The sequence below is a fragment of the Brevibacillus agri genome (assembly GCF_004117055.1).
GTDB lineage: Bacteria > Bacillota > Bacilli > Brevibacillales > Brevibacillaceae > Brevibacillus > Brevibacillus agri.
In genome coordinates this window covers 2,983,839-3,008,177 of record NZ_CP026363.1, presented here as the reverse complement: position 1 = coordinate 3,008,177, position 24,339 = coordinate 2,983,839, and the positions used below count along the sequence as shown (strand labels likewise).

5 protein-coding genes are annotated in these 24,339 nt (G+C 56.9%); all 5 read right to left on the bottom strand.

The window, feature by feature from the left end; translation table 11 throughout:
- Positions 1–16: 16 nt before the first annotated feature.
- The 5 genes from BA6348_RS15030 to BA6348_RS15010 are packed head-to-tail and all read right to left on the bottom strand — an operon-like array spanning position 17 to position 24,301.
- Positions 17–7,018, bottom strand: a complete 7,002-nt coding sequence (locus BA6348_RS15030) for a non-ribosomal peptide synthetase (RefSeq protein ID WP_122952444.1) — start codon at positions 7,016–7,018, stop codon at positions 17–19.
- The gene (locus tag BA6348_RS15025; RefSeq protein WP_122952443.1) at positions 7,011–14,711 is read right to left on the bottom strand and encodes an SDR family oxidoreductase; all 7,701 of its coding nucleotides are present in this window, start codon (positions 14,709–14,711) and stop codon (positions 7,011–7,013) included. The genes BA6348_RS15030 and BA6348_RS15025 overlap by 8 nt, the downstream gene beginning before the upstream one ends.
- Before the next feature lie 38 nt (positions 14,712–14,749).
- Positions 14,750–15,562 carry a transglutaminase family protein gene (locus BA6348_RS15020; protein ID WP_005833628.1) on the bottom strand — a complete coding sequence of 271 codons (813 nt, stop codon included), beginning with the start codon at positions 15,560–15,562 and terminating at the stop codon, positions 14,750–14,752.
- Positions 15,555–20,486, bottom strand: a complete 4,932-nt coding sequence (locus BA6348_RS15015) for a non-ribosomal peptide synthetase (protein WP_242507501.1) — start codon at positions 20,484–20,486, stop codon at positions 15,555–15,557. Before BA6348_RS15015 ends, BA6348_RS15020 begins: the two co-directional genes overlap by 8 nt.
- Positions 20,483–24,301: a non-ribosomal peptide synthetase gene (locus BA6348_RS15010; protein ID WP_242507355.1), complete on the bottom strand. Its 3,819-nt coding sequence runs from the start codon at positions 24,299–24,301 to the stop codon at positions 20,483–20,485. Before BA6348_RS15010 ends, BA6348_RS15015 begins: the two co-directional genes overlap by 4 nt.
- Positions 24,302–24,339: the final 38 nt, after the last annotated feature.

Below are 24,339 nucleotides of genomic sequence, written 5' to 3'. Positions count from 1 at the left end.
TCCCCCAAACGGCTCCCTAGCTTCGCATCGTTCTTCGTTTTTTGCGCAGCTCCGCTCTTTTTTGTCCCGTTTCCACGCTGGATCGGTTCACGGCCGTTCTTTTGATCTGTTCGGCTATCTTTTCGATCGTCGTATATTGGAAAAGCTCCACAATCGACAGCTCATGGAACAGCTCCGTCTGAATCATTTCCTGCAACTGCACGATCAGCAAGGAATTTCCGCCGATGTCAAAAAAGTTGTCGTGAATCCCGATGCTAGGCGCGCCAAGCAGCCTGCTCCATATTTCCGCGAGCTTTTGCTCGACGTCGTCCCGGACTTCCGAAAACAGAGGCCCCGCGTCCAACTGCTGGCAATGTTGCTCCATTGCCTTCCAGTCCATCTTGCCGTTCGGAGTCAGCCAAAATCGCTCGACATGGAAAAATTGGGCGGGAACCATGTACTCCGGCAGTTTTTTCCGCGCGTACTCCTTCAATTGGCCCATCGGCAGCGGTCTGTCTGCTGTGTAGTAGCAAACGATTTTGCTTGTCTCCCCGTCTTTTACCGTCGTCACGGCGATCTGCTGAAGCGGCGCGGCATCCCGGAGCGCATGCTCGATCTCGCCAAGCTCGATGCGGTAGCCGCGCACTTTTACCAACTGGTCTTTTCTGCCGACAAATTCGATGTTGCCATCCGGCAAGTATCGACCGAGATCGCCTGTCTTGTAGCAAAGCTGGCCGCTGGCTCGCCGGATGAACGCTTGTCTCGTCCGTTCCTCGTCCTGGAAGTAGCCGCTGGTCACATTTCGGCCTGCTACGTAGATTTCACCGATCACGCCCGGCGGACAAACGTTGCCGTCCGGAGCCAAAATGATGATTTGATTATTGGCAATCGGCTTGCCGATGAGTACAGCTCCATAAGGGGCGTCTGCGTCTGGCTCCACCTTGTAGCTGGACACCCAGATCGTCGTCTCGGTCGGTCCGTACATGTTGCGAATGTCGGCAAACGGCAGCATCTGCCGCACCTGTTTCGCCAGGGCGAAGCTCCACGCTTCCCCGCCCAGCAGCACATGCCTGAGCGCTGGCAGCACGGGAGAATGACCGTACCGCTCCTTGTTGGCTTTCCAAAACGTAGTGAGCTGTACCATCAAGCTCGGGACGGAATGCCAAACCGAAACTTGCTGCGTCTCCATGTACGCGAGCAATCCGTCCATATCCCGGAGCCGCTCTTGCGTCACGATGCAAAGCTGCCCTCCGCATAGCAGCGCGGCGAAGATTTCAAAGACCGAGATGTCAAAGCTGATGGACGTGACGAGCATGAATACATCGTCTGATCGCAACTGGAAGTCAGCGATGCTCCACGCCACAAAATTGTGGACGTTGGCATGGGTAACCGGCACGCCTTTTGGCTTGCCTGTCGAGCCGGAGGTGTACATGATATACATCCAGTCAGCGCCGCTGCTTTCCGTCGGCGGATTGGCAGTTGTCTCGAAAGCGGCCTCCGTCGCGGCTGCTTCCTGGAACACGCTCAGATTGACGATGTCGACCTGCTGCTGTTGTCCGATCCGCCCGGCTTTTTCGAGCAGGCGATTTTCGGTCAAAAGCAGTCTGGCTCCGCTGTGAGCGAGAATGTAGGCGATTCGCTCCTCGGGATAGCCCGGATCGAGCGGCACATAGGCGCCACCCGCTTTCAACACAGCGAGGATGCCGACGACGGACTGCAAACCTCTGTCGACGAAAATGCCGACGGGCACGCGTTTGCCGACGCCCTTGCGGATGAGCAGCCAGGCGAGCTGATTGGCCTGTTCGTTTAACGTCTGATACGTCATCTGCTGCTCTTCGCAGACCAGCGCGATCGCATGCGGCGTTTTTTGCGCCTGGGCTTCAAATTGCTGGTGGAGCGGCAGCGGCTCGGGCCAGTCCAGGTGCGCCCCTTGAAAACGGTGCAGCAGTTCGTCCGCCTCGGGGCCAGTCAGCAAAGCCACTTCTTTGATCGGCATTTCCGGACGCTCCGTCACTTGCGCGAGAATGTGCAGGAAAAAGCGGGCAAACTGCCGGATCGTGCTGTCCGCAAACAAGTCCGAGTTGTACTCAAAGGAAATCTCGATCCGCTGATCGCCTTCCTTCGCGAGACAACTGAGTTCAAACTGGCTGATCCCGTCGTTTTCCAGATGCAGCTTGTCAAAAAACTGGAACAGCACGTTGTAGACGGGATTTCGCGCCAAATCACGCTCGGGATTAAGCTTTTCCACCAGCAGGTCAAACGGGTATTGCGCTTTGTCGATCGCCGCCCACACTTTTTGCTGGACAGCATGCTGCAACTGGGCAAACGTCGCGACGTCCTGAAAAGAAAGGCGAATGCACAAAGTGTTGATGAATATCCCCACTACTTCTTCCCATTTCTTTTGGTTTCTTCCAGCCGTAGGTACACCGACGATCAGCTCGTCGTCCTGCGACAGCTTGTGCAGCAGCAGGAAGTAGGCGCTCAGCAAAACGTTGCTGTACGTAATCTGCTGCTGCTCGACGTGGCGCTTGAGCGTTTCATAAAGCGCTCCGCTGATTTCGAACTTGTGGTAGCTACCGTTGTACGTCTGGACGGGCGGCCGTTTTTTGTCAGTCGGCAGCGACAGCGTAGGCAACGGCTTGGCAAGCTCGGAAAGCCAGTAGCTTTCGTGCTTGGCAAACTCTTCGCTCGTTTCCCATTCTTTTTGGGCAGCAATCCAATCAAAGTAATCGGGCTTCGCCTCGGTCAGCCTTGGGGGCTGCTCTTGCAAAAGCGACTGGTAAATGCCAAACAGCTCGCGGTAAAAAATGTCGATGCTCCAGCCGTCCGTAATCACATGGTGAAAATTGACGTAAAGGCAAAAGCGCTCCTTGGCAAGCTGGTACAAATAGATGCGGTACGGAGGCGATTCCAGATCAAACGGCTGCATTTTCTGCTCATGAATGCTTTTTTCCACAAAAAGCGCCTGGTCTGGCTGCTTCGTCGCGTCGATCACCTGGATCTCCGGACGGTACTTCGGCAGCGCTTCTTGCACAGGACTTCCGTCTTGCAGAGTGAACCTCGTGCGCAGCATCACGTGTCTGTCTGCGAGATAGGCGACGGCCTGCTCCAACAGCGCGACGTCAATGGCCATGTCATACGTGCGAATAAACGGCAAGTTGTAGGCGACCAGCTCGGGGGTCATCTTTTGCAAAAACCATATGCGTCGCTGTGCGTGCGACAGCGGCATGATCCGCTGGTCTGGCGCTGCTTCTCTTTGCTGCGGAGCGTCTTCCCCGCTTCGCTCCCGTTGTTTTTGCGAGACAAACTCGGCCAAGTCCGGGATGGTTAAATGCGTAAACACATCCTGCACCGACAGGGTGACCTGGCATTGCTCGTTAGTCCGGTTGGCGATCTTGATGCCCATGATCGAGGTTCCGCCCAGTTCGTAAAACTGATCGTGTATATCAATCGTTGGCAGCCGGAAGACGTTTCCCCAAATTTGCGCAAGCTGCCGTTCAAGCTCGGTATAGCCGCCATCCGCCCGGCCCGTCAGCTCTACCTGAATCTCGACCTCCGGCAGCTTGATTTTCGCCCGAATCCCCGCGGCAAGCGCGATCGGCAGGCTGCTGTTCCAGAACAAGTCATTGTCCGTGTTGATTTCCCCGATGACGACGTTGGACAAGTTTTTACGGAGAACATGCTCGAACGCTTTGACCGCCCGGCGAGGCGAGAGGGAGCGAAAAGCAGCATCGAGGCTCGCTCCTGCCTTTTTCGCCATGCCTGTATTCATCCACGTCGTCCAGTTGATCGCGATGATTCGCGTGGGCGCGCTTGCGACGCCGGAAAAAGCATCCAGGTAGCAATTGGCGGCGACGTAATCGCCCAAGTAAATCCCGCCGACCACCGCCGCGATGGAAGAAAACAGCACGAGAAACTCAGGCGGATTTTCCCGCGTCAGCGCGTGCAGATGCTGCGTCCCTCTGATTTTGGCAGCGAGCGCGGCCGAAAAATCGGCTTCGTCCTTGTCGACGAGCAGACCGCTGCCCGGCAAGCCTGCTGCGTGGATGATGCCGTCGATTTTTCCGTGGATGCGGTAGATGTCGCGGATAGCCGCGGCGATCTCATCCCGGTTGGCTACGTCGGCGCTGTATGTAAACACCCGGGAGCCGTTGCTCTCCAAGCTTTGCAGATGGTGAAGCAGCCTGCCCTGCTTATCGTGCTCGTGCTGGCTGAACTCGTCCCACAGGGCACGCTCGGGCAATGCGCTGCGGCTGATGAGAACGAGTTTCACCCGGTGGTGCTGGGCGATATGCTTCGCAAGCGCAAGGCCGATGCCGCCCGTGCCGCCTGTAATGACGTACACCCCTTGCTCCTTGAAGCGCAGGCCGCTGTCGCCGACCGCAGACAAATCCAATGGCGCCAGCTCAGGATAGTATCTTTGTCCAGAACGATACGCGATCTGGTAATGTCCGCTACTGCCCAACGCTTCCGCCGCGATGTCGCTGACAGGTGTGGCATCGTCGAAGTCGATGCACTTGCAAGGAAGTGCGCTGTACTCTTCGCGAATGACTTTTCCCATTCCGAACAAGGCCGCGAACTCCGGCTGGACGGTGTGATCGTCCGGCAGAACCCGCTGGGCGTTTTTCCCGACCAAGACGATTTCGCTGGGGGCAGGACGATTTTTCGCCAATGCTTTCGTCAAGAAAAACAGCGCGTGCAAAAGCTGCTCGGCATCGTCGCTGGCCAATCCGGGCGCCTTTACGACCGCGAATACGACTTTGCTAAAAGCAGCCTCGCTTGTATCGCGAATGAGCCGCTCAAAATCGGCTTGCGAGCAAGTAAGCCCATACTCGGTGGCACTTTCTTGGCGATAGGAAGTCGTCAGCCGGGCATGCACGACGCGCTCGCTGTGCGTCGCGATGGCGTCGGCCAGCTCGTAGCCCCAATCGGTAGAGTCGGTGATGACCAGCACCTTCGCTCGTTTCTGTGCTTGTGTGGACAAAGGCTCGGCAGGGACCCACTGGATGCGCTGATAGAGAGCCTGCTCGGCTGCGGGTAGTGCGGCTGGCGCTTCGCTCGCATGCCCGCTTGTTCCCGATGCGCTTGGCAAAGGGCCTTGCGCTTTTTTGTCCGCCGTCGGCCAGATTTTGATTTTTTCAAAGGGATACACGGGCAAATTCAGCTTTTGCCGCGGTTGGCGGTACACCGTCTCCCACGGGATCGACATTCCCGCGACGTATTGCTCCGCCAGCTTTTCCAGCGACGCTTTCGTCAGCCAGCCGTCACCGTCAGTCTCGGCATGCTCGCCCAAGCCAGCAAAAGAGCTGGCGGGAGTGCTGCCGTCACGGCTGGATTCGGCACTCTCAAAGAGGTACATTCCTTTGTCTTTCGCCCCTTCTGCTCCGGACAAATCGGCTACGCGCAATTGCTGCCGCAACTCTTCTATCGACTGGAATACGAACGCGACCCGGTTTTCGTATTGCCCGCGACCCGTGTTTGCCGTATAGCACAAGTCCGCCAGATTTATGGATGAGTGAGTTTGCAAATAGGAATGGTAGGCTTTTAGCAACTCCGCCAAGGACGACTTGCTTTTGGCGGAGAGCGTCAAAAGATGCACCGGCGGCAACGGCTCCGCTTCTGTTTCCGTTTCCGGGCGGTCGCTTTCCGGCGCCTCTTCCACGACGACATGGCAATTGGTGCCGCTGAAGCCAAAGGAATTGACCCCTGCGCGCAGCGGGGTGCCCCCTCTTTTCCAGTCTCTTAGCTCGGTCACGATTTCGACCGCAGCGTTGCGCGGATCGAGAAAAGGGTTCGGAGACTGGTAGTGCAGCGTAGCGGGAATTTTTTTGTGCCGGAGGGCGAGCACGACTTTGATGAGCGACGCCAGACCCGATGCGGCAACCGTATGGCCGATATTCGTCTTGACCGAGCCGATCCCGCACACATGGGGCCGGGACGCAGATTTTTGAAAGGCGTCGTTGATCGCCTGCAATTCGATCGAATCGCCCAACAGCGTCCCTGTGCCGTGCGCTTCGATGTACGAGATGGACAGCGGATCGATTTTGGCTTTTTCCCACGTGCGCAAAAACAATTGCGTCTCGGCATCCGGATTGGGGGCGGTCAAGCCGTTGGAAGCGCCGTCGGCATTGACGCCGCTTCCTTTAATAACCGCGTAGATCGGGTCGCGATCCTCGCGCGCCTTCGCCAACGGCTTGAGCATCACGGCTGTGATTCCTTCGCTCCAGATCGTTCCGTCCGCATGTTTGTCAAACGCCTTCACTCTGCCGTCCGACGTCTCCAGATCGTGCAGCTTCCCGGTCACCTGCGGAATGACCATCAGATTCACGCCGCCGACCAGCGCTGCTTCACATTCGTTGTTCGCCAGGGCCGTGCACGCCTGATGCAAGGCGACAAGCCCCGATGAGCACGCCGTATTGAGCACGAAAGCAGGCCCGCGCAAGTCCAGAAAATACGAAATCCGGTTGGACAACAGCCCCACGAGCGAGCCGACCAGCGAAGAAATATCTTCGTTTTGCAAGAGCGAGCGATAATGGGACTGGTAAGCCGTCTCCAGTCCCACAAACACGCCCGTGTTGGAATGCTTCAGCCTCGCTCCCCCGTATCCGGCGTCCTCCAGCGCGTGGTAGGCCGTCTCCAGAAACAGGCGCTGATACGGCTCCATCGCCAGCGCTTCGTTTTGTCCGATCTGGAAAAAAGAGTGATCGAAGCAGCAAATCTGATCGAGGTAGCCAGCCTGGTGATGGGCGCTCTCCAGCATCTCTTCCAGCTCTGGCAGGAAGCCGGACAAATCGCGCAACCGCTCTTCCGGAAAGTAGCCGATGCTGTTTACTCCCTGGACCAGATTGTCCCAAAACTGCTGGGGGCTGCTCGCTCCGGGGAAGCGGCAGGCCATGCCGATGACAGCAATGTCCTGACGGCTCTTGCGCTCTGGATGGCGATTCAGCTTTTCCAAAATGGAAACCGCCATTTCCTGGCTGAGATGTCCCGCTTTCAGCAGTTGCAGGATGCTGTCATTCATCTCTTTTCGGCTACTCATCTTCTTCTCCCCACTCTTTCTGGTCTAGGTAGTCCAATATGTTTTCCATCGAAACATTGCCCTTGAGAAAATCGCTCAGTTTGTCCTGCAAGGGGACCGTCTCGCTCTGTCCGGCCTTGCGGGGCGTCTCGTGGGCACTCGGCTTGTTTTCCAGATATTCCGCCATTTTCGCAATCGAAGGATAGGCGAACAGCGTGGCGATGTTGATCCGCCCCGGGTAGAGCTGCTCGATTTCTTTGACGAGACTGGTCGCGAGAATGGAGTTTCCGCCTGCCTCCTGAAAAGACTGGTACACATTCGCTTCCGGGATCCCCAATACTTTTTGCCAAACGGCGGCCAGGCGCGTTTCCACCGCGCTGTACGTGTGGTCGGTCCTGCCTGTGAGCATCGGCGCAAGCGGTGTGGCGTCCGCTGTCTCCGGCTCCCAAGCAACAGGACGCGCGAACATGCTCCTGATTTCCGGCGAGATGGCAAAAGGCAACGGATAGCGGTGGGTCTGAAAATGCGCCTCGTTCAGTTCGCCGACGATGACGCGCGCGAGCTTTCGTCTCAGCACCGCATCCAAAATGCCGATCGCCTTGTCCGGATGCATGCCGCAAAACGGCGAAGCCTCTTTCTGGATGCGGTATCGCGCCGCCATGCCTGTGTCGTTCCAGGCAGGCCAGTTGATCGTCACGCTCTGTCGGCCTTTGGCTTGCCTGTAGTCGCTAAACGCGTCCAAATAGGCGTTGGCCGCCGTGTAATCCGCCTGTCCGAGCCCGCCGAGCAAGCTGGTTACCGAGGAAAACAGGACAAAAAAGTCGAGGCGGTCCTGCTCGGTGTAACGGTCCAACAGCCAGGTGCCGACGACCTTTGGAGCGAGCACTTGCGCGATTTTGGCTCGTCCTTTGTTGATGAGCAGACCTTCGCCTGCCACACCCGCGCAATGGAAAACACCATGGATCGCACCGTATTGCTGGCGGATCGTCTGCAACACATCGGCCAGCCTGCGCTCATCGGCCACATCCACCGTATGCACTTCTACGCTGGACCCGCTGTCCTCGATGCTGCGGATTTGCCCGATTTGGCCCGCCAGTGCGGAATGGGGCTGCTCCCGGACAATTTCGGCCCATTGCTCGCGCGCAGGAAAGGCGCTTCTGGCGAGCAGGCACAGGTGCACGGGCTGCTTTTTGCCGAGATAATGAGCAACTTTCAGCCCGATATCGCCAAGCCCGCCCGTAACCAGGTAGACGCCGTTTTCCCGGATGGAGACGGCCTGCGGCTCTGCCGCTTGCAGCGTCTGCGCTTCCAGCCGTTCGACATATCGGACATTTTCCCGATACGCCACCTGGAAGTCTTCCTCTCCCGCTTCCCACTCAGCCCAGAGCGTAGACGGCGCAGTAGCGCTGTCCAGATCAATGCAGCGGCATTTCAACTGCGGGTACTCCTGCGCGACCACTTTTGCCAGGCCGAACAAAACGGCGTGCTGCGGGTTCAAGGCGGCTTCTCGCCTGGTCACCGAAAACGCCTGGTCGCCCAAAAGATACAGGTTGATCTCCTGGTGATACGACTGGTTCAACAGCTCGCACACAAGCTGGCAGAAGCTGTAGACGCTCCGGTTTTCCCACTCGTGAAAGTCGTCCGCACATGCGAGCTTCTCCTCCGTCATGCCCATGCAGTGGACGATGTGGCGAATGTCCCGGTGCGCCAGCTCTTGCAGCAAGCGCGGAAAATCGTCCGCCGAGCCGATCTTGTATTGACGATCGCCGCCTTTTTCAAAAGCAGCGCCGAAAGCAACTTCGATGACATCCGCTTCCCGCGCTTGTAGCTCCACGAGCAACTCATGACTCCTGTAGCCCGTTCCGCTCAAAAACAGCCACGTGCCCGGTTTCGCGCCAGCTTGCCGCAACGGTGCTGTCGCTTTGTCGTCGCGCACCCAATGCAGGCGATAGCATGTGTCTGTTGTTTGCGCCGGGCCTTCGGAGTTTTGCGGCCCGGTCCCGATCCAGTGACGGACCGATTCGTACGGATAGGCTGGCAATGCGATGATGTGGTGCTGCTCTTTTGCATACAGGCGCTGCCACTCGATATCGGCCCCGTCCGTGTACATGGCGGCGATGGTTTGCAGGCTGTCCAGCGCAAACGCGGTTCCGTTTTCCTTGTATTGCCGGATCGTTCTTTCCGCGAGCGCCGTCCGCTTGACTTTTTCTTCCTCCATGATCCCGTTTTCAGACGGATCGTTTTCGTCCACGATGACGCGGCTCGCCTTGTAGAAAATCCCGCGCTCGGCAGCCTCCTGCGTATTTTCCAGCCCTGTCGCGTCCGCGTATTTGCATTTTTCCCGCAACTCGGCCTGATCGCGGAACAGGATCGCTACGCGGTGCTCGTAATGGCCGCGAGTCGCATTGGCCGTATAGCACAAATCGGGCACATCGACCGCCGGCGTCTCGTTGAGGTATCGGGCGTAGCGGCTGAGTAGCGCGCGCAAGGAGCTTTTCGTCTTCGCCGACAACGCCAGAAGCTGCCAGCCCGGACTGCTCTCGCGCTTCGCCGGAGTGGACGCAGGCGGTTCTTCCAGCAGCACATGGCAATTCGTCCCGCTGAATCCGAACGAGCTGATGCCGCATCGGCGCGGCGTCTCGGCTGCACGCCATTTCTGCAGCTTGTCGTTGACATAGACCGGAGAATCGGCAAATTCGATGAACGGATTCGGCTGCCGGAAGTTGGCGACCGGGGGCAATTGCCCGTGCTTGAAGGCCAAAATCATTTTGATGACCGAAGCCATCCCCGACGCTCCGACCAGGTGGCCGATGTTCGCTTTTACCGTACCGACCCCGCAAAATTGCTTTTTATCGGTAAATCTGCGAAAAGCATTGGCGATGCCCTTCAGCTCGATCGGATCGCCCAATCTCGTTCCGGTGGCGTGCGCCTCGAGATACGTTATTGTTTCGGGATCAATCTTGGCTGCCTGCCACGCCTCGACCAGCGCTTTTTCCTGCGCTTCCGCATTCGGTGCGGTAATTCCGTTCGACGCTCCGTTGTTATTCATCGCCGAGCCTTTGACCACAGCGTGAATGGCGTGGTTGTCGCGCACCGCCTGATCGAGCCGCTTCAGCACAATCGTGCCTACTCCCTCTCCCCACATCGTGCCGTTTGCCTGCGCATCGAACGGGCGAATCGTCTCGTCGGCGGAATCAATCAGCGAATTGTGCTGCGTCGGCAAATAGGCCAGAGAAACGCCCGCTACAATCGCCACATCAATTTGCCCCGCCTGCAAAGCCTGGGCGGCCAGACACAGTGCTGCGAGACTCGAGGAACACGCTGTGTCCACAACGAGGCAAGGGCCTTTCAGATTGAGGAAATAGGCGATCCGGCTCGCGAGTATGCCTGTCGAGCCAGAGGTGACCTTCAGCGGGTGCTGAATATCAATCATGTTGTTGTACTCGTTGCGCCCGGTCGTGTCTTTGCCGATGTACACGCCCGTTTTCGTCCCGAACAGGCTTTTCCCGCCAAGCCCGCTGGTTTCCAGGGCCTCGTACACGTTTTGCAAAAGCAGGCGCTGTTCCGGGTCCATCAGCTCTGCTTCCTTGGGCGCGATGTGGAAGAACGCGGAGTCAAAGCGGTCGATCTGTTCCAGGTAGCCGCCCTGGCAGTAGGTTTGGGTTGCGCTCAAAAAGCGGTCGGTATCCTTTCTTCGGGAGGCGGGAAACGGGCGGATCGCATTGACGCCTGCGGTCAGGTTGGTCCAAAACTGCTCGGCGTTTTCCGCCAGCGGAAATTGGCAGGCGTAGCCGATGATCGCGTACTCGTCCTTTTGTTCGGACGGCGCAGTCTCGCCTGCTGAAAAAGCGGTCCACTGTTCCAGCAGCCGCTTGGTTTCCTCCTGCGAGTATTTGCTCGTTTTGTACCCTTCGAGGATCGACTCGACGGTAAGCGCGGCAGGCTTTGGTGCCTTTTTGCCGTCCAAGTAGTTCGCCATTTCAAAAATGGTCGGATACAGGTAAAGGTCTGCGACGTGAAGCGTGCCCGGGTACTTCTCGTTCCACTGCTTGTACAACTGGGCAGCGTGGATCGAATCGCCGCCCAACTGATGGAACGTGTCGAACAGGCTGATCGAGGACAGTCCGAGCACCTCTGCCCATACTTGTGCCAGCTCTTTTTGCGTCGCGGTAAATCCGTCCTGCTCCTTGAGCGTCACGGGTACAGGTGCGGCGGCTGCACGCCCCGGCTTTGCCGTCTGGCGGAACACGTCTTTCTTCACTTCATCTGCCAAGCGGAACGGCCAGATGTGCGCAAGCTCCAGCAGTTCGTTCGCCTGATTGAACTGGCCGACGATTGTCCGGAACATTTGGCGGCGGAGAATCGAGTCGAGCGCTTGCAGCGCCTGATGGGTAGGCAGAAAGCGGAAAACGTGCCGTTCCTCCTGCATCGAAAGCCGCTCGGCCGTCTCCTCCCACGTAGCCCAGTTGATGGAGAATACTTTTTTGCCTTGCCGCCTGATCGCTTCTGCCCAGCCGTCCAAAAAGGCATTGCCAGTGGCATAGCCAAGCGCCCCGCGTCCACCCGTGACGGATACCGCCGAGGAAAAGAACAGGTAAAACCCGGTGTCGATCTCCTGCGTAAGCGTGTACAAGAGCCAGCTCCCGTCTGTTTTCACGGCATGTCTGCGCGCAAACTCCGCTTCGCCGAGCGCCGCATCTTCCAGTTCGCCAACGCCTATGCCCGCGCAATGAATCACTCCGGCAAATCGCTGGTGTGTCTGGCGGATCGCCTGAACGGTTCGCTGCAACTGCGCTTCGTCGCATATGTCTGCACAGTGGTAGTCAAGCGTGGAGCCTAGCGCTTCCACAGCGAGCACCGCGTTGATTTTATCCGCCAAGCTTTTGTCTGACGGCTCCCGCAGCACGGCCGGCCACGTCTCCCGGTCCGGCAGCATCGTCTTGCCGAGCACGATCAGCTTGACTTTGTTTTTCTGGCTCAAGTACTTGCATACTTCCGTTCCCAACTGGCCCAGCCCGCCCGTTATCAGAAACACATCGCCTGCTTCGACCGCGAAGCCGTCCTCCTGCGCGCCCGTCTGCTTTGCTCTTTCGATAATTTCCATGTAGCGACGGTTTTGGCGCAGCGCTACGGAGTAGTCCGTCCCTTTCCGCCCTAGCTCGGCGAAAAGCGGCTCAGGCGCGAAGCCGTCCGGGCTGATGTCGATATGGCGCACGGACAAGCCGTAGTTTTCTTGGCGAAGCGATTTTCCCAGTCCGCCCAGCATATGGTGAAAAGGATCGCAGGCCGCATCGCCCGGCTGTACCGCCTGAGCGTTTTGCGTCAGCAGGACGACGTCGATTTCGTTTGCCAGCTTGCCTGTCGTAGCGAGCGCTTTGGCGAAAAGCAGCAGCGACCCGGCGGTCTGATCCATGGCCGAGCGAAAAGCGGCCAACGACTCCGGCAGTGCAGCGCGAGCCGGAGGCATGAACACAATCTGAGCGAGCGACGCCAAATCGAGCTGCGCGCAAAAGGCGGCGATATCGTCCAGCGTGCGCGAAACCTGGAAATAGTCTGGCGCGACTTGCGCAGAGCGCGCTCCCAGCTCGACTGTCACCAGGCGTCTCGCTTGGTGTTTTTGCAAAAAAAGCGCCCGCCAGATGGCTGTATCTGCCGCATCGACAATCAGCAGCACCGTATCGCAAGCCGTTTGCTGCTCGCTGTCCGTGGCGGGCAGAGCTTCTTCCTTCCAGGCCACTTGGTAAAGAAAGTCTGCCTCTGCTTTTTTGGGCTGTGCGCCTGCGGGCCAAAACTTTTGCCGCTCCAGTATATTTCCCGGCAGCGCCAGCTTGCGGCCACCACAGTAAAGCATCCCCCAGTCAATGGTTGCTCCTTGTATGTACAGCGACGCGACCTGCTCCCAGATCAGCCTCTGGTCAGATGTCTTCCCGATCCATTCCTTGATCGCTTTGTTTGCTTGCCTATCTAACGATTTTTTCGCTCGTTCCCTGATTTCCCACGCCTCGACTGTCTGCTTGCTGTCCGGCACGACTTCGTGCCGTTGGTAGCGGATCGCCGGGTTTGCCGTCCACGCGGATACGCGGTTCGCCGTTTTCAGCTCATTTACCTTCACTAACAAATCTTCATAGCTGTCGAACACAATCGTCGCCCGGTGCGCATAATGATGGCGCGACGCGCTGGCGGTAAAGCACAAATCCCCCAGGTGGACGTCCCGGTTTGCCAGTAAAAACTGCTGGTATTGCTTCGCCAGCTCCTGGAGTTTTTGCTCGCTTCTCGCCGACAGGACAAGCAAGTAGCTGTCTTGTCCGCGGCTGGCTTGCCGGACGGCCTTGGGCGGTTCCTCGAGCAAAACGTGGCAATTCGTTCCACTGAATCCAAACGAGTTAATCCCGATGCGAACAGGCTGGTCCTGCTGCTCCCATTTCGTCAGCGCGTCGTTGACAAACACGGCCGAGTTGGTCAGGTCCATGTATGGGCTGGGCGACTGGAAGTGCAGCGAAGGCGGGATTTCCCCATGCCGGAGCATCATCACTGCCTTGATGAGCGAGACAATCCCGGAAGCTCCGACCAGATGCCCGATGTTCGTCTTGACCGAGCCGACCCCGCAAAACTGCTTTTTGGACGTAAAAGCTTGAAAGGCGTTGATGATCGACTGTAATTCGATGGAATCGCCCAGCACCGTGCCTGTTCCGTGCGCTTCGATGTAGCGGATCGTTTCCGGGTTGATCTGCGCCTGCTTCCAGACGCTTTTCAAAAGCGCTTCCTGCGCCTCCCCGTTGGGGGCGGTAATGCCTTTGGACAGGCCGTTGTTGTTGATCCCGCTGCCTTTGATGACGGCGTAAATCACGTCGTTGTCCGCAAGCGCCCTGGACAACGGCTTCAAGAGCAGCCCTCCGCCACCCTCGCCCCATACCGTGCCTGTCGCTTCCTTGTCAAACGCGCGAATCTTCTCTTCGGCGGATTCGACCTGATCGAGCGATCCGTCTTCTTTAACGGGAGGAAAATAGAAAAGGCCGCTGATGCCGCCTACAAATGCCATCTCACATTCATTTCTGCGCAACGATTCGCATGCAAAATGAACGCCTACCAACCCGGACGAGCACGATGTATCGAAGACGATGCTCGGCCCTTTCAGGTTGTAGACGTACGAGATGCGGCTTGCCAAAATTCCCGGCCACGAGCCGGTCAGGCTGAAAATATCCGGGCTGACGTAGTGGCGGTACTCGATCCCTGTCACATGGTCTTTGCCGATAAAAACGCCTGTCTTGGAGCCGCTGATCTCCCGCGTCTCGTAGCCGGCATTGAGCATGGTCTCATAGGCAAGCTCCAGCATGATTCGCTGATAAGGCTCCATGGACAAGGCTTCTTTTGGCGAGATGCGAAACATGTCTGGATCAAAGAAGCTGATTTCATCCAAATAGCCCGCTTTTTTGAAGCGTTTGTGCGCAAAGCTCCGGTCGGAAAACAGCGCCTGTCCATCTTCCTTGCGATGGACAGGAAAGTCGTCGAGGCATTCTCGGCCAAAGCGAATGTTTTCCCAAAACTGCTGTACCGTATTCGCCTTGGGAAAGCGTCCGGCGATGCCGATAATCGCGATGTCATCGCTTTTTGCTTCGCTTGCTTTTTGCAGGCTCGTGATGTATGCCGTCGCTTCCTTGGCCGATAGCTTCCGGTCTGCGACCAGCTCGTAAATGTACTTCTTCAATTTATCCATCTTCGTATCACCGCTTCGAGTTTAATCGAACAACTGCCCTATCCTTTGAAATGCAGGAAGTCATGCTCGGAAAACAACGCTTGCAGTTGTGCGTAATTTTCATCGGGGTCTTGCAAATAGAGAGCAATCTCATCGAGCAGTTGCAGTTCTTCCCAGTCCAGGTCGTCCATCTCTTTTTGGCAAAGCGGAGGATAGTCCCAGTAGCCCAGCTCGTTTCCGAGAACGGCGTTTAAGTCGTAGCACAGGTTGTTGCGGATGTAGTGCATGCCCCACGATTTTTTCACCCCGAAAAGCTGTGGGTTGATTTCTTTGTCCCGAGCCATCAGCCATGCATCGCCCGCCATCAGGAACTCGTCGCCGCAAATGTCAACAAGCTCCCAATCGGGGTCGACCCGAATCCACCGTTTTTCGGCTTGTTCCCACACTTCGCAAATCCAGTGATCGATGTATTTTTGGCCGTTCTCGGACAAATAGCTGGCGAATCCGACACGGCTGCGCACCGGGATGCCCCGGGAGCGCAGCATGGAAATGAGCAGTAACGAATGGAAGCGGCAAGAAATGAGCAGCCGCTCGCTTGGCAGGCGGTCGTAGGTGAGACCGTCTGCGTTGCGTTCGACCAGCGCGTCGAGCATGTCTGCGACCGTGTAAAATTTCTCGTCTTCATTTCGCGTATAGTCGGTCAGCGCATGCCTCACTTTTTTTATCATCGTGGGATGGATCAATTGGCACTTGATTAATCGGCACAGCTCTGACAGGCCTTGGGGCAACTCGTAAAAGAGATAGCCGTATTCGCCGGGATCGGTGTTGGGAGTAAACGTCGTATAAAATTGCAGCAGTTCGGCTTTAGTCACTTTCGGAGTTCCTCCTTCTTTTGGCGTTTCTTTGCTTGATCCGTTCTCTTCCCTGGTTGCGGGCGTTGATCGTCTCCTCCTGCCCTTCGTCTGGCAGGTCGTGGTTGTCCGCTGTCAAATACGCGGCAAGCGCGTTGATGTTGGCGTGCTCAAACATGGCAAGAATCGGGATTTCCCTGGCAAACACGTCTTTCAGCCTGCTGTGAATCATTCCGATCTGCAGCGAATGAATGCCCAGCTCAAAAAAGTTGTCGAACACGCCCACATGGTCCATCTGCAAAACCTCCTGGAACAGAGCGACGATTCGCGCCTCCGCTTCATTGCGCGGGGCGACGTATGCCGTTCCGTTACCCGCGCCAGTCGGCTTTTGCTTCAACAGGGCTTGTACATCTACTTTTCCGTTGGCCGTCAGCGGCAGTTGCCCCACGACGATAAAATGATACGGTATCATGTAATCCGGCAAGGCTTTGGCCAGCCTTGTCCTGATCTCGCTGACAAAACGGTCCCGCTCTTGCGGTTCGTTTTCCGGCACGAGATACGCATACAACCGCTTGTCTGTATCGCCCGCCACCAGTACAACCGCATTTCGCACCGTCTCGATTTGCAGCAGCCGCGCTTCTATCTCTCCTAATTCAATTCTATATCCACCAATTTTTACCTGCTGATCCTTTCTGCCCAAAAATTCCATCTGCCCGTGGCGGTGCAGTACGCCGTAATCCCCAGTCCTGTAGATGTACCCGAGCTGCGGATGGTGGACAAAGGATCGCGCGGTCTTCTCATCGTCATGCAAATAGCCGTCCGCAACGCCGCGTCCTCCGATGTACAGCTCGCCCGGTACGGCAATCGGGCAAAGCTCTCTCTGCGAGTTGAGCACGTAAAACTGCTGGTTGGCTAATGGCTTCCCGTAAAAAATGCTTTTCCAATCAGCGCCTACCTCTTCAATCGGATAGTAAATCGACCAGATCGACGCCTCGGTAGCGCCGCCCAGGCTGATGACTTCAGCCGCAGGGAAGCGCTCGCGGATCGCATGCGGCAGCGTAAGCGGAATCCAGTCGCCGCTCAGCATGACCAGGCGAAGCTGCTCATCTTTCTGCTCGCCGCCCCGCTCGTTTTTTTCCGCGACCACGCGATCCATAATCGCCGGGACGGAGTTCCAGATCGTAATGTTTTTCGCTGTAATCGTCTCGGCAAGCTCGGTCATGTTCTTTTGGTCCTTGACCAGCACGAGCGTCGCCCCTGCGGCAAACGCGCCAAAAATGTCGTAGACGGACAAATCGAAGCAGAGCGACGATACGCCCAGCAGGCGATCCCGGGCGGTAACCTGAAACTTTTGATTGATATCCTGAATCGTATTGCATGCGGCTTCGTGCCGAATCATGACTCCTTTTGGATTGCCCGTGCTTCCCGAGGTGTAGATCACGTAGGCGAGCTGCTCCGGCTGCACCGCGACAGCCTCGCGCTTTTCCGCAGCACGCTCCAGCCCGTTTCGCTCGTAAAAGTCAGGCGCTATGACGAGCTTGCAGCGGCTGTGCCCGCGGATGTAGTCGACGCGCTCCGCCGGATAGTCGGGATCAATCGGCACGTAGGCAGCGCCGCTTTTTAAAATCGCTAACAAATAGACGAAGGTGGTTATTTCCCGTTTGGCAATGACGCCAATCAAGTCTCTCGGACCGACGCCGCAGTCCTGCAAGAAGCTGGCGACTTTATTGGCGCGCTCGTTCAGCGCCTGGTACGTGATCTGCTGCTCGCCATCCTCAATCGCGACGGCAAAAGGCGTTTGCGCCACCGTTTCCTCAAACAGCCCGTGCAGCGTTTTGCTCGGAATCTCCACGGCCGTATCGTTGTACGCATCAATCGCGGCTCGGTCACTGGCGGACACCGCTGGCAGCTCCAACTCGGCCTCGTCGTTCAAAATCGTATCAATCCGGGCCAGGTACTGGGCAAACATCGTGTCAATCACGACAGGGTCGAACAACTCGCTGATGTAGTCCCAGTTGATGACGATGTTCCCGTCGAGCAGCGCCACCTGATTGTCCAAATAAACTTGCGAAGTTTGCGTGATCCCTTTTGTATCGTTCTCCTGTTCCGATATGCGCTGCTCGTCGTCTGCCGCTTGCTGCTGGACAACGTCTTCGTTTTCAAACAAGGCGCTCGTAAATACGATCGGCATCAACGCTTTGTTGCCCAGTTCCCGCTGCTTGCCGATTTCTCGCATCACATCAATCCCGTCAAAATGACGGTGCGCCAAAGCTTCCATCAGCGCTTGCTGTACGTTGCCCGCCTTCTGCCAAAACGTATCCGCCGGACCTAGCCGCACCTCGACCAGCACAACAGAGGTAAAGTCGCCGACGAGCTTTTCCACATCCGGGTGCAGCGGCAGCCGATTGAACAAGGTCAAGTTGAGACTAAAGGCGAGCTGATTGCTCCAGTTCGCCAGCACTTCCGCATACGCCGCGCACAACACGGCCGAAGGGGTCAAATTGCGCTTCTGGGCGGCCTTTTTCAAGGCAGGCCAGCTTTGTTTGGCGTATCGCTTCGACTTTCTTTGGAAGTACGGGTTTTGGACGCGGGACGGCTGCACCAGCAACGGAATTTCCGGGGACAGCGGAAAATCGGGCAGCTTCGCCAGCCAATATTCCTTGTCTTGCTCATACAGCTTGCTGTTTTTCAGCCGCTCATAGCCGATCATATAATCCCGGAAGGAAATCGCTAGATCGTCCAGCTCGTCCGTCTTGCCTGCGTAAAGCGCTTGCAGCTCTTTCCCTAAAATTTCCATGCTGTACGCATCCATTATGAGCAGATCGAAGCTGATGCCCAATAAACTTTTCTGCTCCGTCAAGCGAAACGCTTTGATTTCAAAAAGCGGCCATTGCTCCGGACGGAACGTCGCGTGGGACATCCGCTCCCGTTCGTTTGCGATGATCGCAGCCTGCTCCTCCGCTTCGCATCCTTGCAAATCGCGAATTTCGATTGCGTACTCGGGGATCTCGGCCAAAATCTGCTGGCGGGCATCCGGCAAAAAAATCGTGCGCAGCGCGGGGTGCCTGCGAATCAACACATTCAAGCAATCGTTCAGGCGCGGGATATCGAGTGTAGTGACAACCTCCTGATACGAGTGCGTCGAGACTCCGCCCAGCTCGAAGCGGCTGCTTCTGCCCAAATAATAGGCCATTTGCACATTCGTTAACGGAAACGGTTCATGCAACCGGCTTGGCTCCGGTGTCAGCGCTGGCAAGTCCGCCTCGCGCTCTTCCTGGATCGCGGCGCGAATCCATCCCGCAATCGCCTCGATCGTTTGCAGTTCAATAAAGTCCTTAAACGGCATGGCGCATGAAAAATGGCGGTTGATTTCATACACGAGCTGCATCACCTGAATCGAGTTTCCGCCCAACTCAAAAAACTTGCCGCGAACGCTTATCGACTCGCGCCGCAATCCTTTGCGCCAAATGTCATACAGCTTCGCTTCCACCTCGTCGCCCGGGCCGACCAGCTCCTGGTGCGCTTCTGCCACCTCGGTTACGGCAGGCAGCGACTTCCGGTCGATTTTGCCGTTGATGGTGAGCGGAATTTGCGCAAGCCGCATGAAAAATGGCGGGATCATATATTCCGGCAGTTGTTTGCGCAAATAATCGCGCAACTCCTGGTTCGGTACGGCATCTGCCGAAGTATAGTAAGCGACAAGCAAAGGTTCGCGCAAAGCGTCCTGCTGGACATGCACCACCGCTTTTTCGATGGCGGGATGGGCCTCGAGCTGGTTTTCGATTTCGCTTTGCTCGATCCGGTAGCCGCGTATTTTCACCTGAAAATCGGTTCGTCCCAAATATTCGAGCAAGCCTTCGCGCGTCCACCTCGCCATGTCTCCGGTCGCGTACATTTTTTCGCCAGGCCGAAACGGGTTGTCGATAAACTTCTCGCTTGTCAGCTCCGGTTTGTGCAAATACCCGCGGGCCAAGCCGTGCCCGCCGATATACAGCAGGCCAGGGACGCCGACAGGCTGCGGCACCAGCTCCTGATCGAGCACGTAGACCTGGGTATTTTTCAGCGGTCTGCCGATGGCGACAGGCTCGCTGTCTGTCACTTGCTGAAGCGTGGACCAAATGGTCGTTTCGGTCGGACCGTACAGGTTGTACACCCGTCCCGCCGGCAACAGTCGCACGGCTTCGTCTGCCAGCGCTTGCGGCAACGCTTCGCCGCCGATCAGCAAGTAGCGCAAGCGGCTCAACTGCCCGGCCAACTCCGGCTCCGCGAGCAACAGCTTCAAGCGCGACGGCGTCGTTTGCAGCACGGTAATTTCCTCGCGCCGGACCAGGCTTGCCAGCATGCGCACATCTCGCTGGCAGTCCTCATCGGCAATGACCACCTGCTGCCCCGCCAACAGCGGCAAGATGCTCTCCAGCCAGAAAATATCGAAAGAAATGGTCGTCAACGACAAAAACTTTTCTTTTTCGCCAAAAGACAGCACTTCCGTCATGCCGAAAAGGAAATTCAGCAAGGCGCGGTGCTCGATCAAAATTCCTTTGGGAAATCCGGTCGTGCCCGAGGTGTACATGCAGTACGCCACATCGGTGCTGCTGTTTTGCAAAGGCAGCCTTGCTTGAGGCTGCGCCGATATGCGGGAATCGCGCATGTCAACAACCTGTCGCTCGCCTGCTGCCTCTACGGTTGTATTGGTCAAAATGACCTGGACACGGCTGTCGTCCAGCATGTAGGCGATCCGGTTGGCTGGCAAGCCCGGATCGACAGGCAAGTACGCGGCGCCTGCTTTTCCGATCGCCAATAGTCCGGCGATCATGTCACACGAACGGGTGGCAATGAGGGCGACGACCTGGTCCGGTCCGACGCCATGCGACTTGAGCGCATGGGCGAGCTGGTTGGCCCGCGCATCCAGTTCGCGGTACGTCATGGTTTGCTGTTGGAACGTCACCGCAGGCTCGTCCGCGTGCTTGTCGGCGATCGCTGCAAAACGCTCATGCACCAGCAACTGCTGCGGATATTCCCCTGCCGTCTGATTGAACCCGGTGACGAGCAGCGCAAGCTCCGCGGCATCGAGCAAGGAAAGCTGGCTCCCACGCTTTGCCCAGAGCGCTCCAACGCCTCCGCCCATTTTTGATACGAATGCGTCTTCAAAGGAAGCGCGGCGTCTTGTCCGAGGCAGCTTCGCTTGAGCAGCGCGTTCAAATCTTCCAGGATGATGCGCCAGGACACGCCATCGACTGCGAGATGATGGGCAGACAGCAGCAAAGTGCGTGTGCTCCCCAACTGACTCAGGCACGCTTTCAGCAAAAGGTCGCGGGACAAGTCCGTGCGCTCCGCCAGCTCGTGCGCCGCTTGCTCCAGCCTGCCGTAGCGCTCGGCAGGGGCAACGCCTGTCAAGTCGCGCTGTTCGAGTTTGAAGCGGGCCAGCAGGTGGTCATTGTTGTAAAACAGCTCGCCGCGCGCGTCGACGTTCATCCGCAAGCTGTCGTGGTGCTCCACGAGCTTGAACAGCGCTCTTTCCAGCATGTCTGCCGTGATCGCCGGACTGATTTCCACGAAGACGGTCTGATGATAATGCTGCGGCTTGGGGAATGCTTGGGCAAAAAACCACGCTGCAATCGGCGTAGGCAAAATGCTGCCCTCAGCCAGCCCCTGCTCGACAACGGTTGGCTCTACTGCTTCCACAAGCAGCGCCATCTCTTCCATGACAGGGTGGGACAGCATCTCTTTGACTTTGATCCGGTAGCCTTTGGCGCTCAGCTTGGAAGCAATCTGAATTGCTTTGATCGAGTCTCCGCCCATATGGTAAAAGTTGTGCTTCCGGCCGATCTGCCGAACGCCGAGGACTTCTGCCACGGTCTGGATGAACTGCTGCTCTTTCTCGCTCGAATAAGCGGCATATTCGCTGTTTTCTGTACTCGGCAAAGGGATTTTTGCCAAGGAGCGCGCATCGACTTTGCCGTTTGCTGTGAGCGGAATTTCCTTTACCTCTACAAAATATTGCGGGACAAGGTAATCCGGCAACTGCCGCCCCAACTGCTGCTTCCAGTCCAAAATGTCGATCTCGCCCGCCGCGACGTAATACGCACACAGCATTGCGGGTTGCTGCTTGTCTTCCCGCACGAGGACAACCGCCTCTTTTACGAGCGGGTGCTGAAGCAACCCGTTTTCGATTTCTCCCAATTCGACCCGGTAGCCCCTGATCTTGACTTGCTGGTCGCTCCTGCCCAAATACTCCAGCTTGCCATCCGGCAAAAATCGGCCGAGGTCTCCCGTCTTGTACATCCGCTCGCCAGGCGCGAACGGGTTGTCGATAAACTTTTCGCGGGTCAGCTCTTCCTTGTGAAAATACCCTCTCGCCACCCCGTCGCCGGCAATGTACACTTCCCCGACGGCGCAGGTCGGGACAGGAGCCAGGTGCCTGTCCAGTACGTAAATGCGGACGTTGTCGGCCGGCTTGCCAATGGGCACAGCCGCTCGCGTGTCCGTCGCGGGATCATAAGCGTGAATCATGCACCCGACTACCGTCTCGGTCGGCCCGTATTCGTTGAAAATTTCGATGTTGCCGCCGAAGCTGTCATAGATACCTTTGGCGAGGCTGGCCTTCAAATTTTCCCCGCCGACGATGAATCGTTTCACCGAACAATTCCGGTTGTCCCGATCCAGCAGCAACGACAAATGCGCAGGCGTAAGCTTGACGACTGTCGCTCTGTTCTCGCGCATCATGCGGAACAGCACGTACTCGTCTTCTGTGTGGCTGTAAACCAAAATCGTTCCGCCGCTAATGAGCGGGGTAAAGACGGACGTAATCGTCAAGTCGAACGCCAACGACGAATAGAGCGGGAACACTTCGTCGTCCTGCTTGACATACATTTTTTTGGCCCAGCAAATATAGTTGACCAGCCCGCGATGCTCGATCATCGTGCCTTTGGGCTTTCCGGTAGAGCCGGATGTATAAATCAGGTAGACCAGGTCTTGAGGCTCGCTCTCCGCCTGCAGGTTGGACGATGCATACGCTGTGCAGTCGACGTCCGGCAGGCGGATGACTTGTCCGTTGAAGTCCCACTCGTCCGCTGTGTCCACATTCGTCAGCAAAAGCCTGGTGCCGGAGTTTTGCAGCAGGTAGCGAATCCGCTCGGCAGGATTGTCAGGGTCGATGGGCATGAACGCTCCGCCCGCTTTTCCGATGCCGAGCAGCCCGACCACCGTTTCCAGCGAATGCGTGGTCAAAAGGCCTACAATCGTTTCCCGCCCGACTCCTTGCTCGCGCAAATATCTGGCAAGCTGATTGGCTTTTTCATTCAGTTGGCGGTAGGTCAAAGTCGCTTCGCCATGCTGCACCGCGAGCTTGTCCGGCGTTTTGGCTGCCTGCGCTTCGAACAGTTGGTAGATCGTCTGGTCGCGCGGATAAAACGCATCGGTTCGGTTATACGCCTCCACCAGTTTTTGCCGCTCATCCGCGAAAAAAAGCGTCAACCGCCTGATCGGCTCGTCGGGCTTGTCCACGATTTTCCCGGCCAGGGCAGTCAGGCGAGCGAACAAATCGCGGATTTGCTCCGCTGTGTAGTCGTTCGTTTTGTAGTCAAAGCTGATGCTGATGCGACCGGAATCGGACCATTCCTTGATGACCAGTTGCATGGAGTAAATCTGCTGCCCGCTGTAAAACTCGACATTCTCGACCGCGTAGCCGTCCCACGTTGTATCGAGCGCTGTGTTGTAGTAATTGACGCACACATCAAACAGTTGGTGGTGGCCCTTTTTCTTCAGCTCCACATCCTGGATCAGCAAGTCATACGGATAGCGTTGATGGAAAAAGCAATCCCGCAGCTCCCGGTTGACCTGTCCGATCATGTCCGCAACCGAGCAGCTATCGTCGACCAAAAACCGAAACGGCATCGTGCTCGTAAACATGCCAAACATGCTTTTTTGCTGCTTGCCAGACCGATTGAGCACCGGCGTGCCAATCACGAGATCCGCGCGCCCGGTGAACTTGTGGACATACAGCAAATACACCGCGACAAAAACGGTGTTCAACGACCAGTTGTTCGCGTTGGCCCACTCTTTTACCCGGGTGGACAGCTCGGCGCTCCATTCATACGTGAGGCGGTTTCCCGGCAGCGTGTCTGAGCTTTTTTCCAGATGCGAGTCGGGCAAGTCGCGGAATTTCTCCTTCCAAAACGTCCGGTTTTTGCAGAAGCGATCCGACGAAAGGTAGTCCCGCTCGTGCTCGATGTACGCCAAGTAGCTTGGAGCAGGCTGGTCGTCTGCTGCCTCTGTGCGCACGAGCTTGTCGTACCGTTCGCGAATCTCGTCGGTCATGATGTTGATCGACCATCCATCGGCGATCAGATGATGGAACTTGGCCAGGTAGCCATGCTCGCGGTCCGAGAGGCGAAACAGGGCAAAATAAAAAAGCCTTTCGTTTTCGATGACGAACGGCTTTCTCGCTTCCGCCTGCACCCAGTTGGCAAAGTCGTGCTGCGGCTCTGTGCCAGTTGAGAAATCTAGGCAGTCCAATGGGAAAGGTTCATACGGACTCACGTATTGCTGCGGCTCGCCCTTCCGGTTCAAAACGCGCAGTCGCAACGCTTCATGTCTGCCGATAAACAGATGAACAGCTTTTTCAAGCGCAGGCAGTTGCACAGGGCCTTTTATGATGACAGTTCCGCCAATGTTGTGCAACGGAGTGTCGGGATAAATTTGCTCGATTGACCAGATTCTTTTTTGCGGATGAGTCAGTGGGTAGCAGTTGATTGGCTCCATGGCTAGCGATTCCTCCATTATCTTGGAAACCTCTTTCT